Origin of the sequence: Enterovirga sp., assembly GCF_035325185.1 — a bacterium.
Taxonomy (GTDB): Bacteria; Pseudomonadota; Alphaproteobacteria; order Rhizobiales; family Beijerinckiaceae; genus Enterovirga.
On sequence record NZ_DAOLAJ010000039.1, the window covers coordinates 15,163 to 33,330 of the forward strand.

Annotated in this window: 18 protein-coding genes; 11 read left to right on the forward strand and 7 right to left on the reverse strand. The window is 69.8% G+C overall.

Translation table 11 applies throughout. The features are described 5' to 3' along the window. The first annotated feature begins 152 nt into the window (after nucleotides 1-152). The 5 genes from pstC to phoB are packed head-to-tail and all read left to right on the forward strand — an operon-like array spanning nucleotide 153 to nucleotide 4,292. Nucleotides 153-1,136 carry a phosphate ABC transporter permease subunit PstC gene (gene pstC / locus PKD06_RS09750; RefSeq protein WP_324379977.1) on the forward strand — a complete coding sequence of 328 codons (984 nt, stop codon included), beginning with the start codon at nucleotides 153-155 and terminating at the stop codon, nucleotides 1,134-1,136. A gap of 14 nt (nucleotides 1,137-1,150) precedes the next feature. Then, on the forward strand, nucleotides 1,151-2,044 hold the full coding sequence (gene pstA / locus PKD06_RS09755) for a phosphate ABC transporter permease PstA (protein ID WP_324379979.1): 894 nt from the start codon (nucleotides 1,151-1,153) through the stop codon (nucleotides 2,042-2,044). Then, nucleotides 2,041-2,853: a phosphate ABC transporter ATP-binding protein PstB gene (gene pstB / locus PKD06_RS09760; RefSeq protein ID WP_324379981.1), complete on the forward strand. Its 813-nt coding sequence runs from the start codon at nucleotides 2,041-2,043 to the stop codon at nucleotides 2,851-2,853. Before pstA ends, pstB begins: the two co-directional genes overlap by 4 nt. A 9-nt stretch (nucleotides 2,854-2,862) precedes the next feature. Then, nucleotides 2,863-3,588, forward strand: a complete 726-nt coding sequence (phoU, locus tag PKD06_RS09765) for a phosphate signaling complex protein PhoU (RefSeq protein WP_324379983.1) — start codon at nucleotides 2,863-2,865, stop codon at nucleotides 3,586-3,588. An 11-nt stretch (nucleotides 3,589-3,599) separates the two neighbouring features. After that, nucleotides 3,600-4,292 carry a phosphate regulon transcriptional regulator PhoB gene (phoB, locus tag PKD06_RS09770; protein WP_324379984.1) on the forward strand — a complete coding sequence of 231 codons (693 nt, stop codon included), beginning with the start codon at nucleotides 3,600-3,602 and terminating at the stop codon, nucleotides 4,290-4,292. Nucleotides 4,293-4,356: 64 nt separating this feature from the next. On the opposite strand, the gene fliJ is transcribed toward phoB, so the two are convergent. Continuing rightward, nucleotides 4,357-4,767, reverse strand: a complete 411-nt coding sequence (fliJ, locus tag PKD06_RS09775) for a flagellar export protein FliJ (RefSeq protein WP_324379985.1) — start codon at nucleotides 4,765-4,767, stop codon at nucleotides 4,357-4,359. 486 nt (nucleotides 4,768-5,253) lie between these two features. Between fliJ and ctrA the strand changes: the two genes are divergently transcribed. Further along, nucleotides 5,254-5,955, forward strand: coding sequence for a response regulator transcription factor CtrA (gene ctrA, locus PKD06_RS09780; protein WP_324379986.1), 702 nt, complete (start codon nucleotides 5,254-5,256; stop codon nucleotides 5,953-5,955). A gap of 172 nt (nucleotides 5,956-6,127) precedes the next feature. On the opposite strand, the gene PKD06_RS09785 is transcribed toward ctrA, so the two are convergent. Next, on the reverse strand, nucleotides 6,128-7,471 hold the full coding sequence (locus PKD06_RS09785; protein ID WP_324379987.1) for a capsule biosynthesis protein: 1,344 nt from the start codon (nucleotides 7,469-7,471) through the stop codon (nucleotides 6,128-6,130). Nucleotides 7,472-7,536: 65 nt separating this feature from the next. Then, entirely contained in the window at nucleotides 7,537-8,589 is a 1,053-nt protein-coding gene (locus tag PKD06_RS09790) for a hypothetical protein (protein ID WP_324379988.1), read from the reverse strand. 160 nt (nucleotides 8,590-8,749) lie between these two features. Between PKD06_RS09790 and PKD06_RS09795 the strand changes: the two genes are divergently transcribed. Then, nucleotides 8,750-9,403, forward strand: coding sequence for an ABC transporter ATP-binding protein (locus PKD06_RS09795; RefSeq protein WP_324379989.1), 654 nt, complete (start codon nucleotides 8,750-8,752; stop codon nucleotides 9,401-9,403). Nucleotides 9,404-9,428: 25 nt separating this feature from the next. Continuing rightward, entirely contained in the window at nucleotides 9,429-10,685 is a 1,257-nt protein-coding gene (locus tag PKD06_RS09800) for a hypothetical protein (RefSeq protein WP_324379990.1), read from the forward strand. On the opposite strand, the gene PKD06_RS09805 is transcribed toward PKD06_RS09800, so the two are convergent. Genes PKD06_RS09805 through PKD06_RS09820 form a run of 4 tightly spaced genes read right to left on the reverse strand, consistent with a single transcriptional unit; the run spans nucleotide 10,676 to nucleotide 13,399 of the window. After that, the gene (locus tag PKD06_RS09805; RefSeq protein WP_324379991.1) at nucleotides 10,676-11,878 is read right to left on the reverse strand and encodes a CCA tRNA nucleotidyltransferase; all 1,203 of its coding nucleotides are present in this window, start codon (nucleotides 11,876-11,878) and stop codon (nucleotides 10,676-10,678) included. The two genes, PKD06_RS09800 and PKD06_RS09805, sit on opposite strands and share 10 nt — an antisense overlap. After that, nucleotides 11,875-12,132, reverse strand: coding sequence for a DUF6111 family protein (locus tag PKD06_RS09810; protein ID WP_324379992.1), 258 nt, complete (start codon nucleotides 12,130-12,132; stop codon nucleotides 11,875-11,877). Before PKD06_RS09810 ends, PKD06_RS09805 begins: the two co-directional genes overlap by 4 nt. Continuing rightward, a complete protein-coding gene (locus PKD06_RS09815) occupies nucleotides 12,129-12,779 on the reverse strand; it encodes a CoA pyrophosphatase (protein ID WP_324379993.1) in 651 nt (216 codons plus the stop codon). The genes PKD06_RS09810 and PKD06_RS09815 overlap by 4 nt, the downstream gene beginning before the upstream one ends. Next, nucleotides 12,776-13,399: a DUF1285 domain-containing protein gene (locus PKD06_RS09820; protein WP_324379994.1), complete on the reverse strand. Its 624-nt coding sequence runs from the start codon at nucleotides 13,397-13,399 to the stop codon at nucleotides 12,776-12,778. Before PKD06_RS09820 ends, PKD06_RS09815 begins: the two co-directional genes overlap by 4 nt. A 180-nt stretch (nucleotides 13,400-13,579) precedes the next feature. Here PKD06_RS09820 and PKD06_RS09825 point away from each other — a divergent pair, with 180 nt between their 5' ends. From PKD06_RS09825 to PKD06_RS09835, 3 genes are all read left to right on the forward strand, one after another. Then, the gene (locus PKD06_RS09825; RefSeq protein ID WP_324379995.1) at nucleotides 13,580-14,590 is read left to right on the forward strand and encodes a MoxR family ATPase; all 1,011 of its coding nucleotides are present in this window, start codon (nucleotides 13,580-13,582) and stop codon (nucleotides 14,588-14,590) included. Between the two features lie 10 nt (nucleotides 14,591-14,600). Then, entirely contained in the window at nucleotides 14,601-15,518 is a 918-nt protein-coding gene (locus PKD06_RS09830; protein WP_324379996.1) for a DUF58 domain-containing protein, read from the forward strand. After that, nucleotides 15,518-18,168, forward strand: a 2,651-nt coding sequence (locus tag PKD06_RS09835; protein ID WP_324379997.1) for a DUF4159 domain-containing protein, incomplete at its 3' end; no start/stop codon positions are given. The genes PKD06_RS09830 and PKD06_RS09835, both read left to right, overlap by 1 nt.

Genomic DNA, 18,168 nt, shown 5'->3' on the forward strand with positions numbered 1-18,168 from the left:
GCGCGGACCGGGGCGGGGGCGTCGACGCGAACTCCCCGGCCCGAAGATAGGTGGAGCCGCCCCCCACCCGGCTCGGCCTTCGGCCGAGTCCGCCCTCCCCGCCGCAAGCGGGGGGAGGGTTGGTGCGCCTCGCGAGAAGGAAGGTTGATTCCGTGTCCGCCATAGCCACACAGGACGCCATGGTCCTCTCCTCGTCCGCGCCCCCGGGGCGCCGAAGCCATGCCCTGTTCGACCGGACGTTCCGCTTCCTGTGCCTGGCGAGCGCGGCGACCGTCCTGGTGGTCCTGTTCGGCATCCTGGGCTCGATCGCCTATGGCGGCTGGCCGGCCTTCCAGGAATTCGGCCTCTGGGGCTTCGTCAGCGGCACGCGCTGGAACGTCGCGGCCGATGTCTACGGGGCGTGGCCCGCGGTCGCCGGCACCCTGATCTGCGCGCTCATCGCTCTCGTCCTCGGCGTGCCGATCTCGCTCGGCATCGCCGTCTTCCTCACCCAGCTCTCGCCGAAATGGCTGAAGGGGCCGATCTCGACCTGCGTCGAGCTGCTGGCGGCCGTCCCCTCGATCATCTTCGGCATGTGGGGCCTGTTCGTCCTCGCGCCCCTGGTCGCCGCCTATCTCCAGGTGCCGCTGAACTCGCTCGTCGAGGGCGTGCCCGTCGTCGGCACCATCCTCTACTCGGCCGTTCCCTCCGGCACCGGCATCTTCACCGCAGGCGTGATCCTCGCTTTGATGATCATCCCCTTCATCGCCTCGATCACGCGCGACATGCTCGACCAGATCCCGGCGATCCTCCGCGAGAGCGCCTACGGGATGGGCTGCACCACCTGGGAGGTGGTCCGCCACGTCCTCGTGCCGCAGACAGCGGTGGCGCTCGTCGGCGCCGTGATGCTGGGGCTCGGCCGGGCGCTCGGCGAGACCATGGCCGTCACCTTCGTCGTCGGCAACGCGAACCGGCTCTCGGCCTCGATCCTCGACCCCGGCTCCACCATCGCCTCGCGCATCGCCAACGAATACAACGAGGCCTCCGGCCTCCAGCTCAGCGCGCTCATCGCGCTCGGCTGCATCCTGTTCGTCGTGACCTTCGCGGTCCTGATCGTGGCGCGGCTCCTCGTCGCTCGCATCAACCGGACGCAGTGAGAGGAGAAGGTCCCATGAGCGAAGCCGTCCTCTCCCCCGCCCGCGCCGCCCCGGCCGCCTGGAACCGCGTGCGGCCCTCGCGCCGCATGGCCGACCGCACCTTGAAGATCGTCTGCGTGCTCTTCACCGGGTTCGGCGTCTTCGTGCTCGGCTGGATCCTGCTGATGCTGCTGGTGCGCGGCATCACGGCGTTGAACCTCTCGACCTTCACCGCACCGACTCCGGGCCCCGGCACGGCCGGCGGCGGACTCGCCAACGCCATGGCAGGCTCGCTGGTCCTCACCTTCCTCGGCATCGCCATCGCGACGCCGATCGGCATCCTGGCCGGCACCTATCTGTCGGAATATGCCCGGACCTCGAAGCTCGCCGCGACGATCCGCTTCATCAACGACGTGCTGCTCTCGGCGCCCTCGATCCTGATCGGCCTGTTCGTCTACACGCTCGTGGTCGCGCCCTTCGGGGGCTATTCCGGCTGGGCGGGCGGCATCGCGCTGGCAATCATCGCCGTGCCGGTGATCGTGCGCACGACGGAGGACATGCTGCGCCTTGTGCCGGGCAGCCTGCGCGAGGCCGCCGCCGCCCTCGGCGCGCCGACCTCGCGCGTCGTCACCCTCGTCACGTGGCGGGCGGCCAAGGCGGGCATCGTGACCGGCCTCGTCCTCGCGACGGCGCGCATCGCGGGCGAGACGGCACCGCTCCTCTTCACGGCCTTCAACAACAATTTCTGGTTCAGCCCCAGCCTGTCGGGCGGCATCTCGAACCTGCCCGTCACCATCTACCAGTTCGCGCTGTCGCCCTACGGCAACTGGCAGGAACTGGCCTGGGCCGGCGCCTTCCTGATCACCATCACCATCCTGGGCCTCTCCATCCTCGCCCGCTTCATCATCCGCAAGGACAAAGCCCGATGATCTCCGCCCAAACCGCCCCGAAGCCGGGCCCCGCCCCCGCCGGCCGGCCGGCCGAGCCCGTCCGGATCGCCGTCAGGAACCTCGATTTCTATTACGGCGACTTCCACGGGCTGAAGAACATCAACCTCGATTTCACCGACCGCGAGGTCACGGCGCTGATCGGCCCCTCGGGCTGCGGGAAGTCGACGCTGCTGCGCACCTTCAACCGCATCTACAGCCTCTACCCGGAGCAGCGCGCGACCGGCGAGATCCTGCTGGACGGGCGCAACATCCTCGCCCCCTCGACGGACGTGAACGAGCTGCGCTCGCGCGTCGGGATGGTGTTCCAGAAGCCGACGCCCTTCCCGATGTCGATCTACGACAACGTGGCCTTCGGCATCCGGCTGAACGAGAAGGTCGGCCGGGCCGAGCTCGACCTGCGCGTCGAGGAGGCGCTCCGCAAGGCGGCCCTCTGGACGGAGGTGAAGGACAAGCTGCGCCAGTCCGGCATGGGCCTTTCCGGCGGGCAGCAGCAGCGCCTGTGCATCGCGCGCACCATCGCCCAGAGGCCGGAGGTGATCCTGCTCGACGAGCCGACCTCGGCGCTCGATCCCATCTCGACCGGCAAGGTCGAGGAACTGGTGGATCACCTCAAGGCCGAGTTCACGATCGTGATCGTGACTCACAACATGCAGCAGGCCGCGCGCATCTCGCAGAACACGGCCTTCATGTATCTGGGCGAGGTCATCGAGTTCGGCCCGACCAACCGGATCTTCATGAACCCGACCAAGAAGCAGACCCACGACTACGTCACGGGCCGCTTCGGCTGAGGAACGACCATGTCCGCTCACATCGTCTCCGGCTTCGACCAGGATCTCGAAAGCCTGCGCTCCACCATCGCCGAGATGGGCGGCATCTGCGAGAAGATGCTGGCCGATGCGGTGACCGCCCTCGTGCGACGCGACGAGGCCCTGGCCCAGCGCGTCATCCATGCGGATGCCCGGCTCGATACTCTCCAGCGGGAGATCGAGGAGAAGGCGATCACGACGATCGCCCGCCGCCAGCCGCTCGCGATCGACCTGCGCGACGTCGTCGCCGCGATCCGCATCTCCGCCGATCTCGAGCGGATCGGCGACCTCGCCAAGAACTGCGCCAAGCGCACGCTCGCCATTGCCGGCGGCTTCCAGCCGCCGCGCGTCGTCACGGGCGTGCAGAGCATGGCCGATCTCGTGCTGGAGCAGCTCAAGGACGTGCTCGACGCCTATGCTCAGCGCGATCTTCCCAAGGCCATGGACGTGTGGCGGCGCGACGGGCAGATCGACGCGCTCTATACCTCGCTCTTCCGCGAGCTTCTGACCTACATGATGGAGGATCCGCGCAACATCTCGTTCTGCGCGCATCTTCTCTTCTACGGCAAGAACGTCGAGCGCATCGGCGACCACACGACCAACATCGCCGAGACGGTGCATTACCTCGTGACCGGCGAGACGCTCGCGGCCGAGCGCCCGAAGGACGACGGCGCGAGCCAGGCCCGCATCGACCTCGACGCGACGACGGGGGGCTGAGGGCGGGACGGATGTCGGCCGGAATCCTGATCGCGGAGGACGAGGAGCCGCTGCGCGTCCTCCTGCGCTACAACCTGGAAGCGGAGGGATATGCGGTCGAGGAGACCGATCGCGGGGACGAGGCTGAGCTGAAGCTGCGCGAGAGCGTTCCCGACCTCCTCATCCTAGACTGGATGCTGCCGGGCCTGTCGGGGATCGAGCTGTGCCGGCGGCTGCGCCAGCGGCCCGAGACCCGAGGCCTGCCCATCATCATGCTGACGGCGCGCGGCGAAGAGGCGGACCGAGTGCGGGGCCTCTCGACGGGCGCGGACGACTATATCGTCAAGCCCTTCTCCGTGCCCGAGCTTCTGGCGCGGGTGCGGGCGCTGCTGCGCCGCGCGAAGCCGGCCGAGATCGCCGACCGGCTGACCTTGGGGGATATCGAGCTGGACCGGGTGCAGCACCGCGTCCGCCGGGCGGGGCAGGATCTGCATCTCGGCCCGACCGAGTTCCGGCTGCTGGAATTCCTGATGCGCCAGCCGGGCCGCGTCTTCTCGCGCGAGCAGCTTCTCGACGGCGTCTGGGGCCGCGACGTCTATCTCGACGAGCGCACCGTCGACGTCCATGTCGGCCGCCTGCGCAAGGCCGTCGGCCACGGAGGGGCGCCTGACCCGATCCGCACCGTGCGCGGGAGCGGCTATTCCTTCGACGAGACCTTCCGGTAGGCGCAGACGCGCGTCATCCCGGCTCTTCGCTGCGCTCCGGCCGGGATGACGGAATGGCGGCCGGTCAGGCCCGGGCGGCGCGGCCGAAGCCGATGCGGTCCATGGCCGCCTGCTCGCGGGCCGCGTCGGCCGCGCGCTCGGACTGGCGCTCGCGGTCCTGGAGGACCTCGACCTTCTTGAGCGCCTCGAACGCCTCTCCCAGCTCGGCCTGCGCGTCGGCGAGCTGGACTTTCAGCTCGTCGGCCGACTGGCGCAGGTTGTCGCGCCGGCCGCGCGCCGCCTTGGCATAGGTGGGATAGGCGAAATGGGAGAGGTCGGAAATGCCCGCGCGCTGCTCCTCGGCCGCGATCTCCCTGTCGAGATCGGCGGCCATCCGATCGAATTCCGCAATCATCGCCTCGATCTGCGCCACGCGGCGCCGCTTCTCCTCGACATTGAACCTCTTCAACCGAATCAACGTATTGCGCGACTTCATCGATCCGAACTCCGAACGCGTGCCTCCCGCCAATTACGCGGCGGCCGGAATGTCCCCCGAGGCATCGGCAACCATCCGGGATCGAAGTTGACCCTTCCTTACGCCCGCCAAGATGGCTTTGCGGCTGTGGCGCGAAGGCAACAGCCGGGCCGGCCCCCCGCCGTGCCGGAAATCGCCATACCCGTAACGGTCTATTTACCGGTCCCGTTAAGATTGGGGAGAGAGACGCCCGGCCCTCGTGAGAGGGGAGGGCACCGCAGCGCCAGCCGGGGACGAAACGTCGACGCAGGTTGAATCCCGAAAGCCGCACCCGGCAAGCCCCGTGCTCCTTAAAGCGGCACGGTCTTGCGGAGCGGAATCCGGGTCTGTTAACCAAATCGCGTTAGCGTTGCGAATCGGGATGGTGTGACGCTCGCCGCTTGGGGCCGCGGCGAGTGGACCGGTTTCGTTTGCCCGACCGCCCTCGTGGCGAGGCTGGGGACTGACATGCGTGTACTCCTCGTCGAAGACGATAGCGCGACCGCACGCAGCATCGAACTCATGCTCAAGTCCGAGAATTTCAACGTCTATACGACGGATCTCGGCGAGGAGGGGATCGATCTCGGGAAGCTCTACGACTACGACATCATTCTGCTCGACCTGAACCTGCCCGACATGACGGGCTACGACGTGCTGCGCACCTTGCGCGTCGCGAAGGTCAAGACGCCTATTCTCATCCTTTCGGGCATGGCCAATATCGAGGACAAGGTGAAGGGCCTCGGCTACGGCGCCGACGACTACCTCACCAAGCCCTTCCACAAGGACGAGATGGTGGCCCGCATCCATGCCATCGTCCGCCGCTCGAAGGGCCATGCCCAATCGGTCATCACGACGGGAGACCTCCTGGTGAACCTCGACACCAAGACCGTCGAGGTGTCCGGTGCCCGCGTGCATCTGACGGGCAAGGAATACCAGATGCTGGAGCTGCTCTCGCTCCGCAAGGGCACGACGCTCACCAAGGAGATGTTCCTGAACCATCTCTATGGCGGCATGGACGAGCCCGAGCTGAAGATCATCGACGTCTTCATCTGCAAGCTGCGCAAGAAGCTTGCCAATGCCAGCCAGGGCAAGAATTATATCGAGACCGTCTGGGGGCGCGGCTATGTTCTGCGCGAGCCGAGCGAAGGCGAGGAGCGCATCGCCGTCTGATCCCGTTCCGGGGCGCCCGCCCCGGTTCTCCGGCACCGAAGCCGATCCCGCGGACCCGCCCGCCGGATCGGCTTTTCCGTTTCGGGCGCCGGCCTGTCTCCGTCCGATCGTCGCCCGGCGGCAACCTGCCGTTTCACGGACAAGAGACGATTCCGCCTAAGGCAGAACAACTCTAGCTGAGCCTGTGGTCTTGGACGGACATCCAGATCAGCGCGCCGACGCCCCAGATGGTGGTCAGGAGGCCGATCAGCATGAGGGAGAGCTGTATCCGCAGGGGATAGGTCGTGTCCTCCGGCAGGCCGGGCTTCACGAAAACGCTCAGGTAAACCGACTGGGCCTCGGCTGCCGTCCGCGCGCGCTCAAGCCCGTTCTCGGCGATCGTATACAGCGTCTGGGCGAGCTTCTGCTGGACCATGATCTCCTGGAAGCGCGTGAGCGCGGCCGCGACGTTGGGGGAGTCGCCCTCGCCGGCGAGCTGGGCGCGGAGTTCAGCCGCCTGCCGGCGCAGGTTCTCGGCTTGGGTCTTCAACGTGCGCACGCTCGCGGAATCGGGAGCGAGCGACTTGCTCGCGATGAAGAGCTGGTTCTCCGCCTCGAGCTGGTCGCCCAGCACCTTGGCCAGGAGGAGGCCGGTCTGCTTGGCGCTCTCGACCGGGTCGATCATCCCTTCGCGGTTGCGATAATCCTCCATCTCCCGGAAGGAGGCGAGGAGTTGGCTCTGCGCCCGCCGCACCTCTTCGGTCGCGCGGCGGACGGCATCGGCCCTCGCGCGGACGGAGATGGTGTTGACCAGATCCTCGCTCAGGCTTTCGATCCGCTTGGAGATCTCGACCGCGTCCTCCGGCCGGAAGGCCCTCACGGTCACCGTGATGATCCCTGATACCTGGTCCAGCGAGGCGCGCACCATCGACTTCCAGTAATCCGTCAGTTCCTCCATCGTCGCGTTCGCGGGAAGTCTGGCATAGAAATCCGAGCCGGGCCGGGAGAAGATGTCCCGCAGTTTGACGGTTTTCACGATCTCGTCGACGATCGCGCGGCTGTGAATGTAGCTCGTGACGATATAGGCGTTCTCGGTCGAGGTGCCGATGTCGGAGCTCACGTCCATGACGCCGCCCATGGAGGGGCCTTTCCCCGCCAGCCCTCCGCCCGCCATGGCGCCGGCCATGCCCGCCAGCCCGCCGGACCCGGTGCCGGCACGGCCCATCCGCACCACGAGCCGCATCTCGGCGACATATTGGTTGGAGGCGATGAAGGCGAAATAGAGCACGATCGCGATGGCGGGGACCAGGACGCAGGCGGTGAAGCTCACCCAGCCGAGCGGGAACGGGCGCGTCTCCGTGCCGTCCCGGGGGAGAGACAGGAAGGGCAGGCGCCGCGCGATGAAGGCCGTGACGGCGCTCCGCGCGGGCGCCGCGACCTCGCCCGATGCGCGGGCCGGCTCGACATCAATGACGGTTGCGCGGTCCGAGCCGGAAACATCCAGGACGTCGGGCATCCGCCGGCGGGCGTCAACCAATGTGACTCGCGCTCCAAATCCAGTTGCGAAAGGCCCGCCTCGAGGCGGGCCGAATTCCGTTCGGCTCAGCTATAGGACTCGATCAGTGACTTTTCAAAGGCATCGGTCACGATGTGGTAGAGCGCGAGGTCGTATTGCAGCAGATCCTCGACGACCGCGCATGAACGCAGGCGTTCGGCCAGCTCCGTGGCGACGGGAATGGGCGGCGCGACGGCGATGTCCTGCTCGGAAAGCCCCATGAGGTCGGTCAGGGCCTCGGCGAAGAGATCGGGCCGCTTGCGGACGCCCACGATATGGAAGCGGGCGAGCACTGCGACGGCCTTGCTGACGGAATTCGCGGTCGGCGCCTCCCCGAATTCCCTCGCGGCGAGTTGGCGCACCACGGGATTGGCGAGGCGCGAGGCGACCGCCTCGTCCATGGACCGGAAGGCGCGGCGGATGCTCTTCTCGGTTTCCAGATCCACGTCCTGCGCGAAGGCGAGCGTCTCGGCGAAAGTCACGCTGTCGCGCTCTCCGAGGATCCGCGACGACCTCTGCGCGGCCAGGCGCAGGAAGAGAAGGCGCTCGGCCAGTTCCTCGAACGGATCGTGCAGAACGGTGACCATCTCGAAATTCGACGTCTCGACGAAATGGTCGATGCTCGAATAGGCGACGCGACCGCTGATATAGGTCGAGGCCGCCTTCATCTGGAACATCTGGTGCACGGTTTCCAGCCCCACGCGGTCGATATACGGGAACCAGAGCTGGAAGCGGGGCTCGAGCGAGCGGTCGAGTCCCGAGAGGGGCAGCAGGTGGGTCTCCAGGCGGAAGATCCGCTTCTCCACGAGATGGTCGGGCCGGCGCCGGCGGTAGATGACCTGGCCGCTCGTGGCCTCGATGACTTCGAGCTCGGCGATCTGCGAGAGTCCGGGAACATGCGCCTCGGTGATGTGGAAGCCGCAGCATCCCGTCTGATGCCGCCCGGCCGCGACCAGCGCCGGGTGGACGATGTCGGTCTCGCCGCGATAGACGACCTCGCCGCCCACCCTCACGATATAGGTTCCCCGATCGGTGGCGTTGTCCGGCACGAGGTATCCGACAAGGCCCGTGCCGAGATCTTGGTCGACCAGAAAGAGCATGGGTGCGCGCGAAGCCTCATCCGAACATATCGTGCCTGCCGGGCGCCCCCGGATCGGGGCGACTTGCCCCCGCCTGTCGGCGAGGTCACCAATCCGCCATCAAGTGCAGCCAAGGCAAATCCGGCACGCCTCCCCGGGAGGCGTGGCCCGCGACGTAGCCATGATAAGATTGTCCAACGTTTTCAAGTTCTACAAAACCTATGGGATGCGCAAGATCGTGCTCGACCACGTCTCGGCCGAGTTTCCTTCCGGCTGGTCCTACGGATTGCTGGGCGTGAACGGTGCCGGCAAGTCGACCACGCTGCGCGTCCTGTCGGGAACCGAATCGGTCAATTCGGGCAAGATTCACCGCTCCATCAGGGTGTCGTGGCCCCTCGGCTTCACGGGCGGGTTCCACCCGAAGATGACGGGCCGGGAGAACGTCTACTTCGTGTCCCGGATCTACGGCGAGGATCCGGTCAAGATCGCGCGCTTCGTGGAGGATTTCGCGGAGATCGGGGAATATATCGACAAGCCCATCCACACCTATTCGTCGGGCATGACGGCCCGTCTCGCCTTCGGGCTGTCCATGGCGATCGAGTTCGACTGCTATCTGATCGACGAGGTGACGGCGGTCGGCGATGCGCGCTTCGCGGCGCGCTGCGAGGCGGTCTTCCAGCGCCGGCGGGAGCATACCGACATCATCATCGTCTCCCATTCGGTCGCCACCGTGAAGTCGTTCTGCCAGCGCGGCGCCGTCCTGGTCGACGGGCGGCTCCTGATGTTCGACGACATCGACGAGGCGATCAGCGCCTATAACCGGCTGAACCGGTGAGGAGGGGGCGGAGCGGATGGACGGCGTGAGAAGCGAGACGGGAATGACGCCCGCGCGGATTTCCCCCCGCGAGCGCTCGGAGCGCATCGCGCGCTCGCTGTCGGAGGCCGCGCGCAGGCTCCGCTTCTCGGGCTCCCGCGCGGTCTACAGCCCCGCGGGCCGCAAGGCCCGGCGCCACAAGCTGATCTCCCGCCTGATCCTCATCGGAGGGTTCATCGGCTTCGTGGCGCTGCCGGGGATCGTGGCGACAGTCTATTTCGGGTTCCTGGCCTCGCGCCAATACGAGGCGGAGGCGCGGTTCACCGTCCGCAGCGGCGCGATGGCCGGATTGGACGCGCTGACATCCCTGACCGGGATTCCGTCGATCCAGATCGTCCAGGATACCCAGGTCGTGACGAGCTTTATCGGCTCGCGCGCGATGGTCGAGCATCTCCAGCAGGCCGCCGGCTTCAACGAAGCCTACATGACCAAGGATGCCGATTTCTTCGCCCGCCTCGCCCGGGACGACACGATCGAGGAGATCGTCCGGTATTGGCGGCACATGGTCTCCTCCAAGATCCAGCTGCCGGGAGGGACCGTGATTCTGAGCCTCCGCGCCTTCCGTTCGGAGGATGCGGTGAGGCTCGCCAATGCCGTCCTCGACGCGAGCGAGAGTCTCGTCAACGACATGAACGAAAGGGCGCGGCTCGACAGCATCCGCAACGCCACCAGCGACCTTCAATTCGCGGCCAGCCGCCTCGCCAAGGCTCGCGCCGCCTTGGAGATCGCCCGCAATCGCGAGGGGATCCTCGATGCGGATGCAGAGCGCGCGAAGGCCGATGCGCTCCTGACGGCCTTGCGCCAGCGGCTTATCGATCTCCAGCAGCAATACAAGTCCACGGTCGGCACGGTGTCGGAGACCGCGCCGCAGATGCGGACCTTGAAGGCCAATATCGAGGTGACCCAGAAGCAGATCGTCGAGGTCCAGGCCGGGCTGACGCGGGCGGGCGCCGAGCCCGGCAAGTCGCCGATCCTGTCCGCCTCGATGACGCGCCTCGCCATGCTCGAACTCGAGAACCAGGTCGCCGAGCAGCACTATGCGACCGCGGCCACCGCCCTCGAGGGCGTGCGGAGTGCTTCCCTCACCAAGCAGATCTACCTCACGACCTATGTCCGGCCCACCCTGGCCGATGACAGCGCCTATCCTCGCCGGGGGCTCAGCATCCTCGTCGTCTTCCTGGCCGGCGCGGGGTTGTGGGCGGTCTTCTGCGGCATCAGCGTGGCGATCCGCGGCTATTTCTGATCTCCGGGCCATTCGCCCGGACAGCCGGCCTCGATCCAGGCCGTCCTTTCGGCCGCGAGGCGGCGTCCCAGTTCCGGCCCCGGCCTCGCGCCCTGGGCCAGGAGATGCGCGCCCGTCAGGGGAAGCCGGGGCAGGGGGGCCTCGCCGCGGGCGAGGCGACCGGCCAGCTTTTCCGCCGCCGGATCGACCCGCGGGCGGGGCTCGCCTTTCGTGGCGGCGAGGACGGCGAGGAGGGCGGCGGGCCCGTGCAGGACGGCGCTACGCCTCGCCTCGCTCTCGTCGACGGTCTCCTGCCGGGAGAGGAGGCGGGCGAGCGCCGCGGCATAGGCCAGCAAATGAGCATGCTCGGCATTCGACAGGCGCAGCTCCGTCCTCAGGCGGTCCGCATCGGCTGCGCTGCGCACGAGATGGGCGCCGAGGCGCGAGACGGCGTCGAGGCCGTAGGAACGGCCGAGCCGGCCCGCATCGCCGAGGCAGGAGACGAGGCGTTCGAGGAGCCCGGCCTGCTCCATGGCCGCCGCGGCCTCGGCTGCGCGCGGGGCCGCGACGAGCTTCAGCAACTCGGCCCGGACGCGCTCGCGCGAGAGGCGCGCAAGCCCCTCGCGCCCGGCGATGGCGGCGGCGAGCCCGTCCCGGTCGAGCGGTCCCTCGCCATATTCCGCATGGAAGCGGAAGAAGCGCAGGATCCGCAGGTAATCCTCGCGGATGCGCGCCGCGGCGTCCCCGATGAAGCGCAGGCGCCGCGCGGCGAGATCGGCAAGCCCGCCGGCATAGTCGCGCACCTCCCCGTCCCGCCCGAGCGAGAGGGCGTTGACGGTGAAGTCGCGCCGCCGCGCATCGGCGGCGAAATCGCGTCCGAAGCGCACGAGCGCGCGCCGCCCGTCCGTCTCCACGTCCTCGCGGAGCGTCGTGACTTCGAAGGGGGTGCCGTCCACGACCACCGTCACGGTGCCGTGTTCGATTCCGGTCGGCACAGGCTTGAAGCCCGCCGCCCGGGCCCGGCGCGCGGTCTCCTCCGGCAGGGCGGTCGTCGCGAGGTCGATCTCGTGGACGGGGCGCCCGATCAGCGCGTTGCGGATCGCCCCGCCGACGATCCGCGTCTCCTCGCCGCCTCCGTCCAGCACGGCGAGAAGGCGCGCGGCCTCGGGCCGCGCCGCGAGGGCGCGGGCGGCCTCGCGGTCGAGGCCCGTCACTTGAATCCGCCCTGGACCGGCCTGCCGTTCTCCATATGCGGCGGCACGTAGCCGCCCGTATGGCGCTCCGCGAAGATGCCCAGATAGAGCATGCCCCCGATGACGAGGACGAAGCCCGCAATGGCGAGCCAGGTCGCGCTCTGCGACCAGTGCTCGATGTCGAGAAGGTGCTTGCGCTGCGCCGCCAGCATCGCGGCATAGAGAAGGAAGGGGATGAGGAAGAGGCCGAATTCCTGGAGGATGAGGCGGATCATCGGCCGAAGAGCCTCTCGTGCATGTTCCGCAGGATGCCGGCCGTCGCGCCCCAGATGTAGCGCTCGCCGAAGGGCATCGCGTAATAGGTGCGGATCGCCCCGCGCCATTCGCGCGCGTGAAGCTCGTGGTTGCGCTCGTCCATCAGGAAGGAGAGGGGCACCTCGAAGACGCTCTCGACCTCCTCGCGATTGAGGGTCAGCCGGAAGCCCGGCTCGACGAGGCCGAGCGTCGGGATGATGAAATAATTGGTGCCCGAGAGATAGGCGTCGAGGTAGCCGAGCGGGCGGATGCGGCCGGGTTCGAGCCCGATCTCCTCCTGCGTCTCGCGGAGCGCGGTGGCGAGCGGCGTCGGGTCCTCGGGGTCCATCTTGCCGCCGGGAAAGGCGATCTGGCCCGAATGCTGGCGCAGGGTCGAGGCGCGCTCGGTCAGGATGACGGCAGGCCCCTGGGGATGGGCGACGACCGGGATCAGCACGGCCGCGATGCGCGGCGGCCCGCCGTCCGGCAGGGGAAAGCCGGAGGCGCCGATGGCATGGTCGCCCCGCAGGTCGGCGCGCTTCTCGCCGAACCGGGGCGGGGCGGGGCGCAGCCGCGCCGCGGCGAGGGCCGCGAAATCCGTATCCCCTCCGAGGCCCGGCACGCTCATGCGGCGGCGCCGTCCGCCTCGGGGACCGGGATCGGGTAGAACGCGCCCGAAACGGCGACGCCGAAGGTCCGTCCGCCGTCGAGGTCGCGCTCCTCGCCGAGATCGAGGAGGTCGTAGGTCAGCGCGCGGGTCAGGCGGGCCCAGAGGTCGCCGCGAACCCGCACATAGGGCTTCACGCCCCCGCCCGGCCCCGCTTCGAAGCGGAGCGGATGGCCGGGGCCGACCTGGACGAGGTCGTCGACATTGGTGCGGAAGGCGATGCTGCGCGCCTCCCCGGCTCCCGCGACCGCCATCTCGACCGCCGCGAAGGGCGCGTCGGCGACCGCGATCCCGACCCGCTCGACCGGCGTCACCAGCACGAATCGCTCGGGATCGCGGCGCAGCACGGTCGAGAAGAGCTTGACCAAGGCGGGGCGGCCGATCGGCGTGCCCATGTAGAACCAGGTTCCCTCGGCGTCGATGCGCATGTCGATCTCGCCGCAATAGGCGGGGTTCCAGCGCTCGACGGGGGCCGGGCCGCGGCCCTTCACCGCGCCGAGCGCGGCGGAGAGCCGCGACAGCGCGTCGCCGCTCGGCTGTCCGCTCGGATTTCGCGTGGAATCGGGGCCGTCCTGCGCCATGGCGCCCTATTCCTACCCTTTTGACGTCGCATTTGCGAAGCCCGATCCGCGCGGGAACCGGGCCGAGCCCGCCTTCTCCCGTGCGGCCGATGGCCCCGCTTGCCAGGGGGGTGCGGGGCCCCCACAATTTCGCGCGCGGACCGCAGGCGATGCCGCCCCGGCCCACGACAGGAGAAGCGGATGACGGTGGCTGCCGAGGCTGCGACCTCTCTCGACGATGCGGTCGTCGCCCAGGCCGAGGCCGCCCTCGAGACGATCGGGCGGGCGCGCGAGGCCGTCCACACGATCATCTTCGGCCAGGAATCGGTGGTCGATCTTTCGCTCGTCACGGTGCTCAGCGGCGGGCACGGCCTCCTCGTCGGCGTCCCGGGCCTCGCCAAGACCAAGCTCGTCGAGACGCTCGGGACCGTGCTCGGCCTCGATGCGCGCCGCGTCCAGTTCACGCCGGACCTGATGCCCTCCGACATCCTCGGCTCGGAGGTGCTCGACGAGGGGCCCGACCGGCGCCGCTCCTTCCGCTTCGTGAAGGGGCCGATTTTCGCCCAGCTCCTGATGGCCGACGAGATCAACCGCGCGAGCCCGCGCACGCAATCCGCCCTGCTCCAGGCCATGCAGGAGCACCATGTCTCGATCGCGGGGGAGCGCCACGACCTGCCGCGCCCCTTCCACGTCCTCGCGACCCAGAACCCGATCGAGCAGGAAGGCACCTACCCGCTGCCCGAGGCGCAGCTCGACCGCTTCCTGCTCCAGATCGACGTCCCCTATCCCGACCGCGTCGCCGAGCGCCGCATCCTGATCGAGACCACCGGGCTCGAAGAGGCGAGGGCGCCCGCCGTGATGAGCACCGACATGCTCCTCGCCACGCAGCGTCTCGTCCGCCGCCTGCCGGTGGGCGAGAGCGTCGTCGAGGCGATCCTCGATCTCGTCCGCTCCGCCCGTCCCGAGGGCGGGGCCGAGGGCGTGAGCGACAAGCTGATCTGGGGTCCCGGCCCCCGCGCCAGCCAGGCGCTGATGCTTGCGGTGCGGGCCCGCGCCCTGATCCAAGGCCGCCTCGCCCCCTCGATCGACGACGTGATCGCGCTGGCCGAGCCCGTCCTCAAGCACCGCATGGCGCTCAGCTTCGCCGCGAGGGCCGACGGCGAGAAGCTCGCGGGGCTGATCGGGCGGCTCTCCGCAAGGCTCGCGGGCTGAGGCCGGCGCCATGGCGCGAACCGAGGTCCTGGGCCCGGCGGGCCGGCAGCCGGGCCGGTCGGAGACCGGGGCCGCCCTCACTCTCGCGAGCCGCCTGCCCCGGCTGGTCCTCGAGGCGCGGCGGGTGGCCGCGAGCCTCGCCCACGGCATCCATGGCCGCCGCCGGGCGGGGCCCGGCGAGACCTTCTGGCAGTTCCGTCCTTTCGTCGCCGGCGAATCGGCCGGCCGCATCGACTGGCGGCGCTCGGGACGGGACGAGCGGCTCTATGTGCGCGAGCGCGAATGGGAATCGCCCCATTCGGTCTGGCTCTGGTTCGACCGCTCGGCTTCCATGGCTTTCCGCTCGGACCTCGCGGGAGCGCCGAAGGGCGAGCGCGCCTTCGTGATCGGGCTCGCTCTGGCCGACGCCCTGGTCGATGGCGGGGAGCGGGTCGGGCTCCTCGGGCTCGCCGCTCCCTCCGCCTCCCGCGCCGTCGCCGAGCGGCTCGCCGAGACGCTTTGCGCCCATGAGCGCGATCTCGACGAGGACTTGGCTCCGCCGCTCGCGCTCGCCCGCCAGGACGAGGCGATCCTGATCGGCGATTTTCTCGCGCCGCCGGAGGAGATCGCGCGGCGCATCGCCGCCATCGCGGCGCGCGGGGCGCGGGGACACCTGCTTCTGGTCGTCGATCCGGTCGAGGAGAGCTTCCCCTTCGAGGGCCAGGCGGTCCTGCACGATCTCGAAGCCGGGCTGAGGCTGCGGATCGGCGACGCCGCCTCCTGGGGCGCGGTCTATCGCGCTCGCATGGCCGCGCATCGCGAGGCTCTGCGCGCCGCCGCCGCCCGGCACGGCTGGACTCTGACGCTGCACCATACGGACCGGCCCGCGAGCGAGCCGGCTTTGCGGCTCCTGACCCTTCTCGCCGGGGCGCGGCGGGGAGAGGCGTGATGTTCGGCCTGCCCCTCACCTTCGCCGCGCCGATGGCGCTCGCGGCCCTCGCGGCGCTGCCGGCGATCTGGCTCCTGCTTCGGGTGACGCCGCCCCAGCCGCGGCGGATCGACTTCCCGCCCCTGCGCATCCTCGCCGATCTCCTGCCGGCGCGGGAATTGCCGGCGCGGACGCCGCCCTGGCTGCTCTTCCTGCGGCTTCTGGCCGCTGCGCTCCTGATCCTCGCGGCGGCGGGGCCGCTCTGGAATCCCGGCGCGAAGGGCGGCAGCGGCCCGCTCCTCCTCGTCCTCGACAACGGTATCTCCGCCGCGCAGGACTGGCGCGCGCGGGCCGCCTATGCGACCGAGCGCGTCTCGGCCGCCGCGCGGGACGGCCGCGGCGTCGCCCTCCTCGCCACGGCCGACCGGCCCGGCGAGATCGCCCTCGCGGCGCCGGGCGCCGCCCTGGAGCGCCTGCGGGCGATCCGGCCGGAGCCTTTCGCGCCCGACCGGACGATCCATCTGCCGGCGCTGGAAGCCTTCCTCAAGGCGAGCCCGGAGGTGGAGATCGTCTGGATCAGCGACCGCACGGCCGGGCCGGCCGAGCAGGATCCCGCCGGCTTCGCCGCGCGGCTCGCCGCGGCCGCCGGCAGCCGGGGCGTCACCGTCGTCGCGGGGCCGCGCTCGGAGGCCCTGGCCCTCGCGGGCGGCGAGAACACGCCGGCCCATCTCGGCGTCAGGGTGATCCGGGCCGAGCCGAACGGCCGCGATTCGGGGACTTTGCGCGCGCTCGACCTGAAGGGGCTTCCCCTTGCCGACATGCCTTTCGCCTTCGAGCCGGGAGCGACCGAGACGCAGGCGCGCTTCACCTTGCCGATCGAGGTGCGCAACGCCATCGCCCGCGTCGACATCCTCGGGGAAGCCTCCGCCGGGGCGGCTGCGCTCTTCGACGAGCGCGGCAAGCGGCGGCGCGTCGGGATCGTCTCGGGCGCGAGCGCCGACCAGGCCCAGCCCCTTCTCGCCCCGACCTATTACCTGAGCCGGGCGCTCGGCCCCTATGCGGATGTGCGCGAGGCGCCGGGGGGCGTCGCCGACGCGGTGGCGGCGCTGATCGAGCAGCAGGTGACCGTCCTCGTCCTGGCCGATGTCGGCACGCTCGACCGGACCTCGCTCCAGCGCGTCGCGGCTTTCGTCGAGAAGGGCGGGCTCCTGATCCGCTTCGCCGGCACCCGCATGGCCGCCGGCAGCGACGAGCTGGTGCCGGTGCGCCTCAGGCGCGGTGGCCGCAATCTCGGCGGCGCCCTGTCCTGGGACGCCCCCCGTACCTTTGCGCCCTTCGGCCGCGAGAGCCCCTTCTACGGCCTCGCCTTGCCCGCCGATCTCGGCATCCGCCGCCAGATCCTGGCCGAGCCGGACGGGGACCTGGCGCGGCGGACCTGGGCGGCGCTCGAGGACGGCACCCCGATCGTGACGGCGGACCGGCGCGGCGAGGGGCTGGTCGTCCTCTTCCACGTCACGGCGGATGCCGCCTGGTCGAACCTGCCGCTGACCGGGCTCTTCGTCGACATGCTGCGCCGCACCGTCGCCCTGGCCGGCAGTCCCAAGGGTGCCGATCCGGCCTCCGGCGAGGTGCACGATGTCCCGACCGTCTCGCCGACGCGGGTCCTCGACGGCTTCGGCCAGTTCACGGCGCCGAATGCCGAGGCCCGGGCCATCCGCCGCGATTACGCGGAGCGGGCCCGGCAGGAGCATCCGCCGGGCTATTACGGCCCGCCGGAATCGGCCATCGCGGTGAACGCCCTCGTCGCTGGCGACCGCCTGCATCCCCTCGATCTCGGGCCTCTCTCGGGCGGCGTGCAGCCGCTCGCCCTGGCTGAAACCCTCGACATCCGCGGACCCCTCCTGACCTTGGCGATCCTCCTCCTCCTCCTCGATACGGCCGCCTCTCTCTGGCTCGGGGGCCATCTCGCGCGCCGGCGCTCCCGCCCCGCCGCGGCCGCTTTCCTCGCTTTCGTCCTCCTCGGCGTGGCGGCGGTGCCGCGCGAGGCCCTCGCCGAATCGCGGCCGGACCATTCCGACGCCGCCCTTGTCACCCGGCTCGCCTATATGGTGACGGGCGATGCGCAGGTGGACGCGACGAGCCGGGCCGGGCTGCTCGGCCTCTCCCAGGCTCTCGCGACGCGGACCGCGCTCGAGCCGGGCGATCCCGTGGGGATCGACCTCGCGCGGGACGAGCTGGCCTTCTTCCCGCTGCTCTACGTCCCGATCGTGGCCGGCCGGCCGGCGCCGGGCGAGGAGGCGATCCGCAAGCTCGACACCTTCATGAAGAACGGCGGCACCGTGATCTTCGACACACGCGACGCCATGAGCGCGCGTCCCGGCGGCGAGCCCACTCCCGAAGGGCAGGCGCTTCGGCGCATGCTCCAGACGCTCGACATTCCCGAGCTGGAGCCCGTGCCGCGCGACCACGTCCTGACCAAGACCTTCTACCTGCTGGACGCCTTCGTCGGGCGCTATGCGAGCGGCCAGACCTGGGTCGAGGCGCTGCCGCCCGTCCCCGAGGGGGAGCGCCGCCCCGCCCGCGCGGGAGACGGCGTCTCGCCTCTCCTCATCACGGCGAACGACCTCGCCGCGGCCTGGGCCATCGGCCCGGACGGCGATCCGCTCTATCC

Bases quoted from the DNA above. Each gene is read 5' to 3' on its own strand.
- ctrA (WP_324379986.1), top strand. From the start codon at position 5,254: ATGCGTGTACTCCTCGTCGAAGACGATAGCGCGACCGCACGCAGCATC.
- phoB (WP_324379984.1), top strand. From the start codon at position 3,600: ATGTCGGCCGGAATCCTGATCGCGGAGGACGAGGAGCCGCTGCGCGTC.
- PKD06_RS09795 (WP_324379989.1), top strand. From the start codon at position 8,750: ATGATAAGATTGTCCAACGTTTTCAAGTTCTACAAAACCTATGGGATG.
- PKD06_RS09830 (WP_324379996.1), top strand. From the start codon at position 14,601: ATGGCGCGAACCGAGGTCCTGGGCCCGGCGGGCCGGCAGCCGGGCCGG.
- PKD06_RS09825 (WP_324379995.1), top strand. From the start codon at position 13,580: ATGACGGTGGCTGCCGAGGCTGCGACCTCTCTCGACGATGCGGTCGTC.
- phoU (WP_324379983.1), top strand. From the start codon at position 2,863: ATGTCCGCTCACATCGTCTCCGGCTTCGACCAGGATCTCGAAAGCCTG.
- PKD06_RS09820 (WP_324379994.1), bottom strand. From the start codon at position 13,399: ATGGCGCAGGACGGCCCCGATTCCACGCGAAATCCGAGCGGACAGCCG.
- PKD06_RS09790 (WP_324379988.1), bottom strand. From the start codon at position 8,589: ATGCTCTTTCTGGTCGACCAAGATCTCGGCACGGGCCTTGTCGGATAC.
- PKD06_RS09815 (WP_324379993.1), bottom strand. From the start codon at position 12,779: ATGAGCGTGCCGGGCCTCGGAGGGGATACGGATTTCGCGGCCCTCGCC.
- pstB (WP_324379981.1), top strand. From the start codon at position 2,041: ATGATCTCCGCCCAAACCGCCCCGAAGCCGGGCCCCGCCCCCGCCGGC.
- pstA (WP_324379979.1), top strand. From the start codon at position 1,151: ATGAGCGAAGCCGTCCTCTCCCCCGCCCGCGCCGCCCCGGCCGCCTGG.
- fliJ (WP_324379985.1), bottom strand. From the start codon at position 4,767: ATGAAGTCGCGCAATACGTTGATTCGGTTGAAGAGGTTCAATGTCGAG.
- PKD06_RS09810 (WP_324379992.1), bottom strand. From the start codon at position 12,132: ATGATCCGCCTCATCCTCCAGGAATTCGGCCTCTTCCTCATCCCCTTC.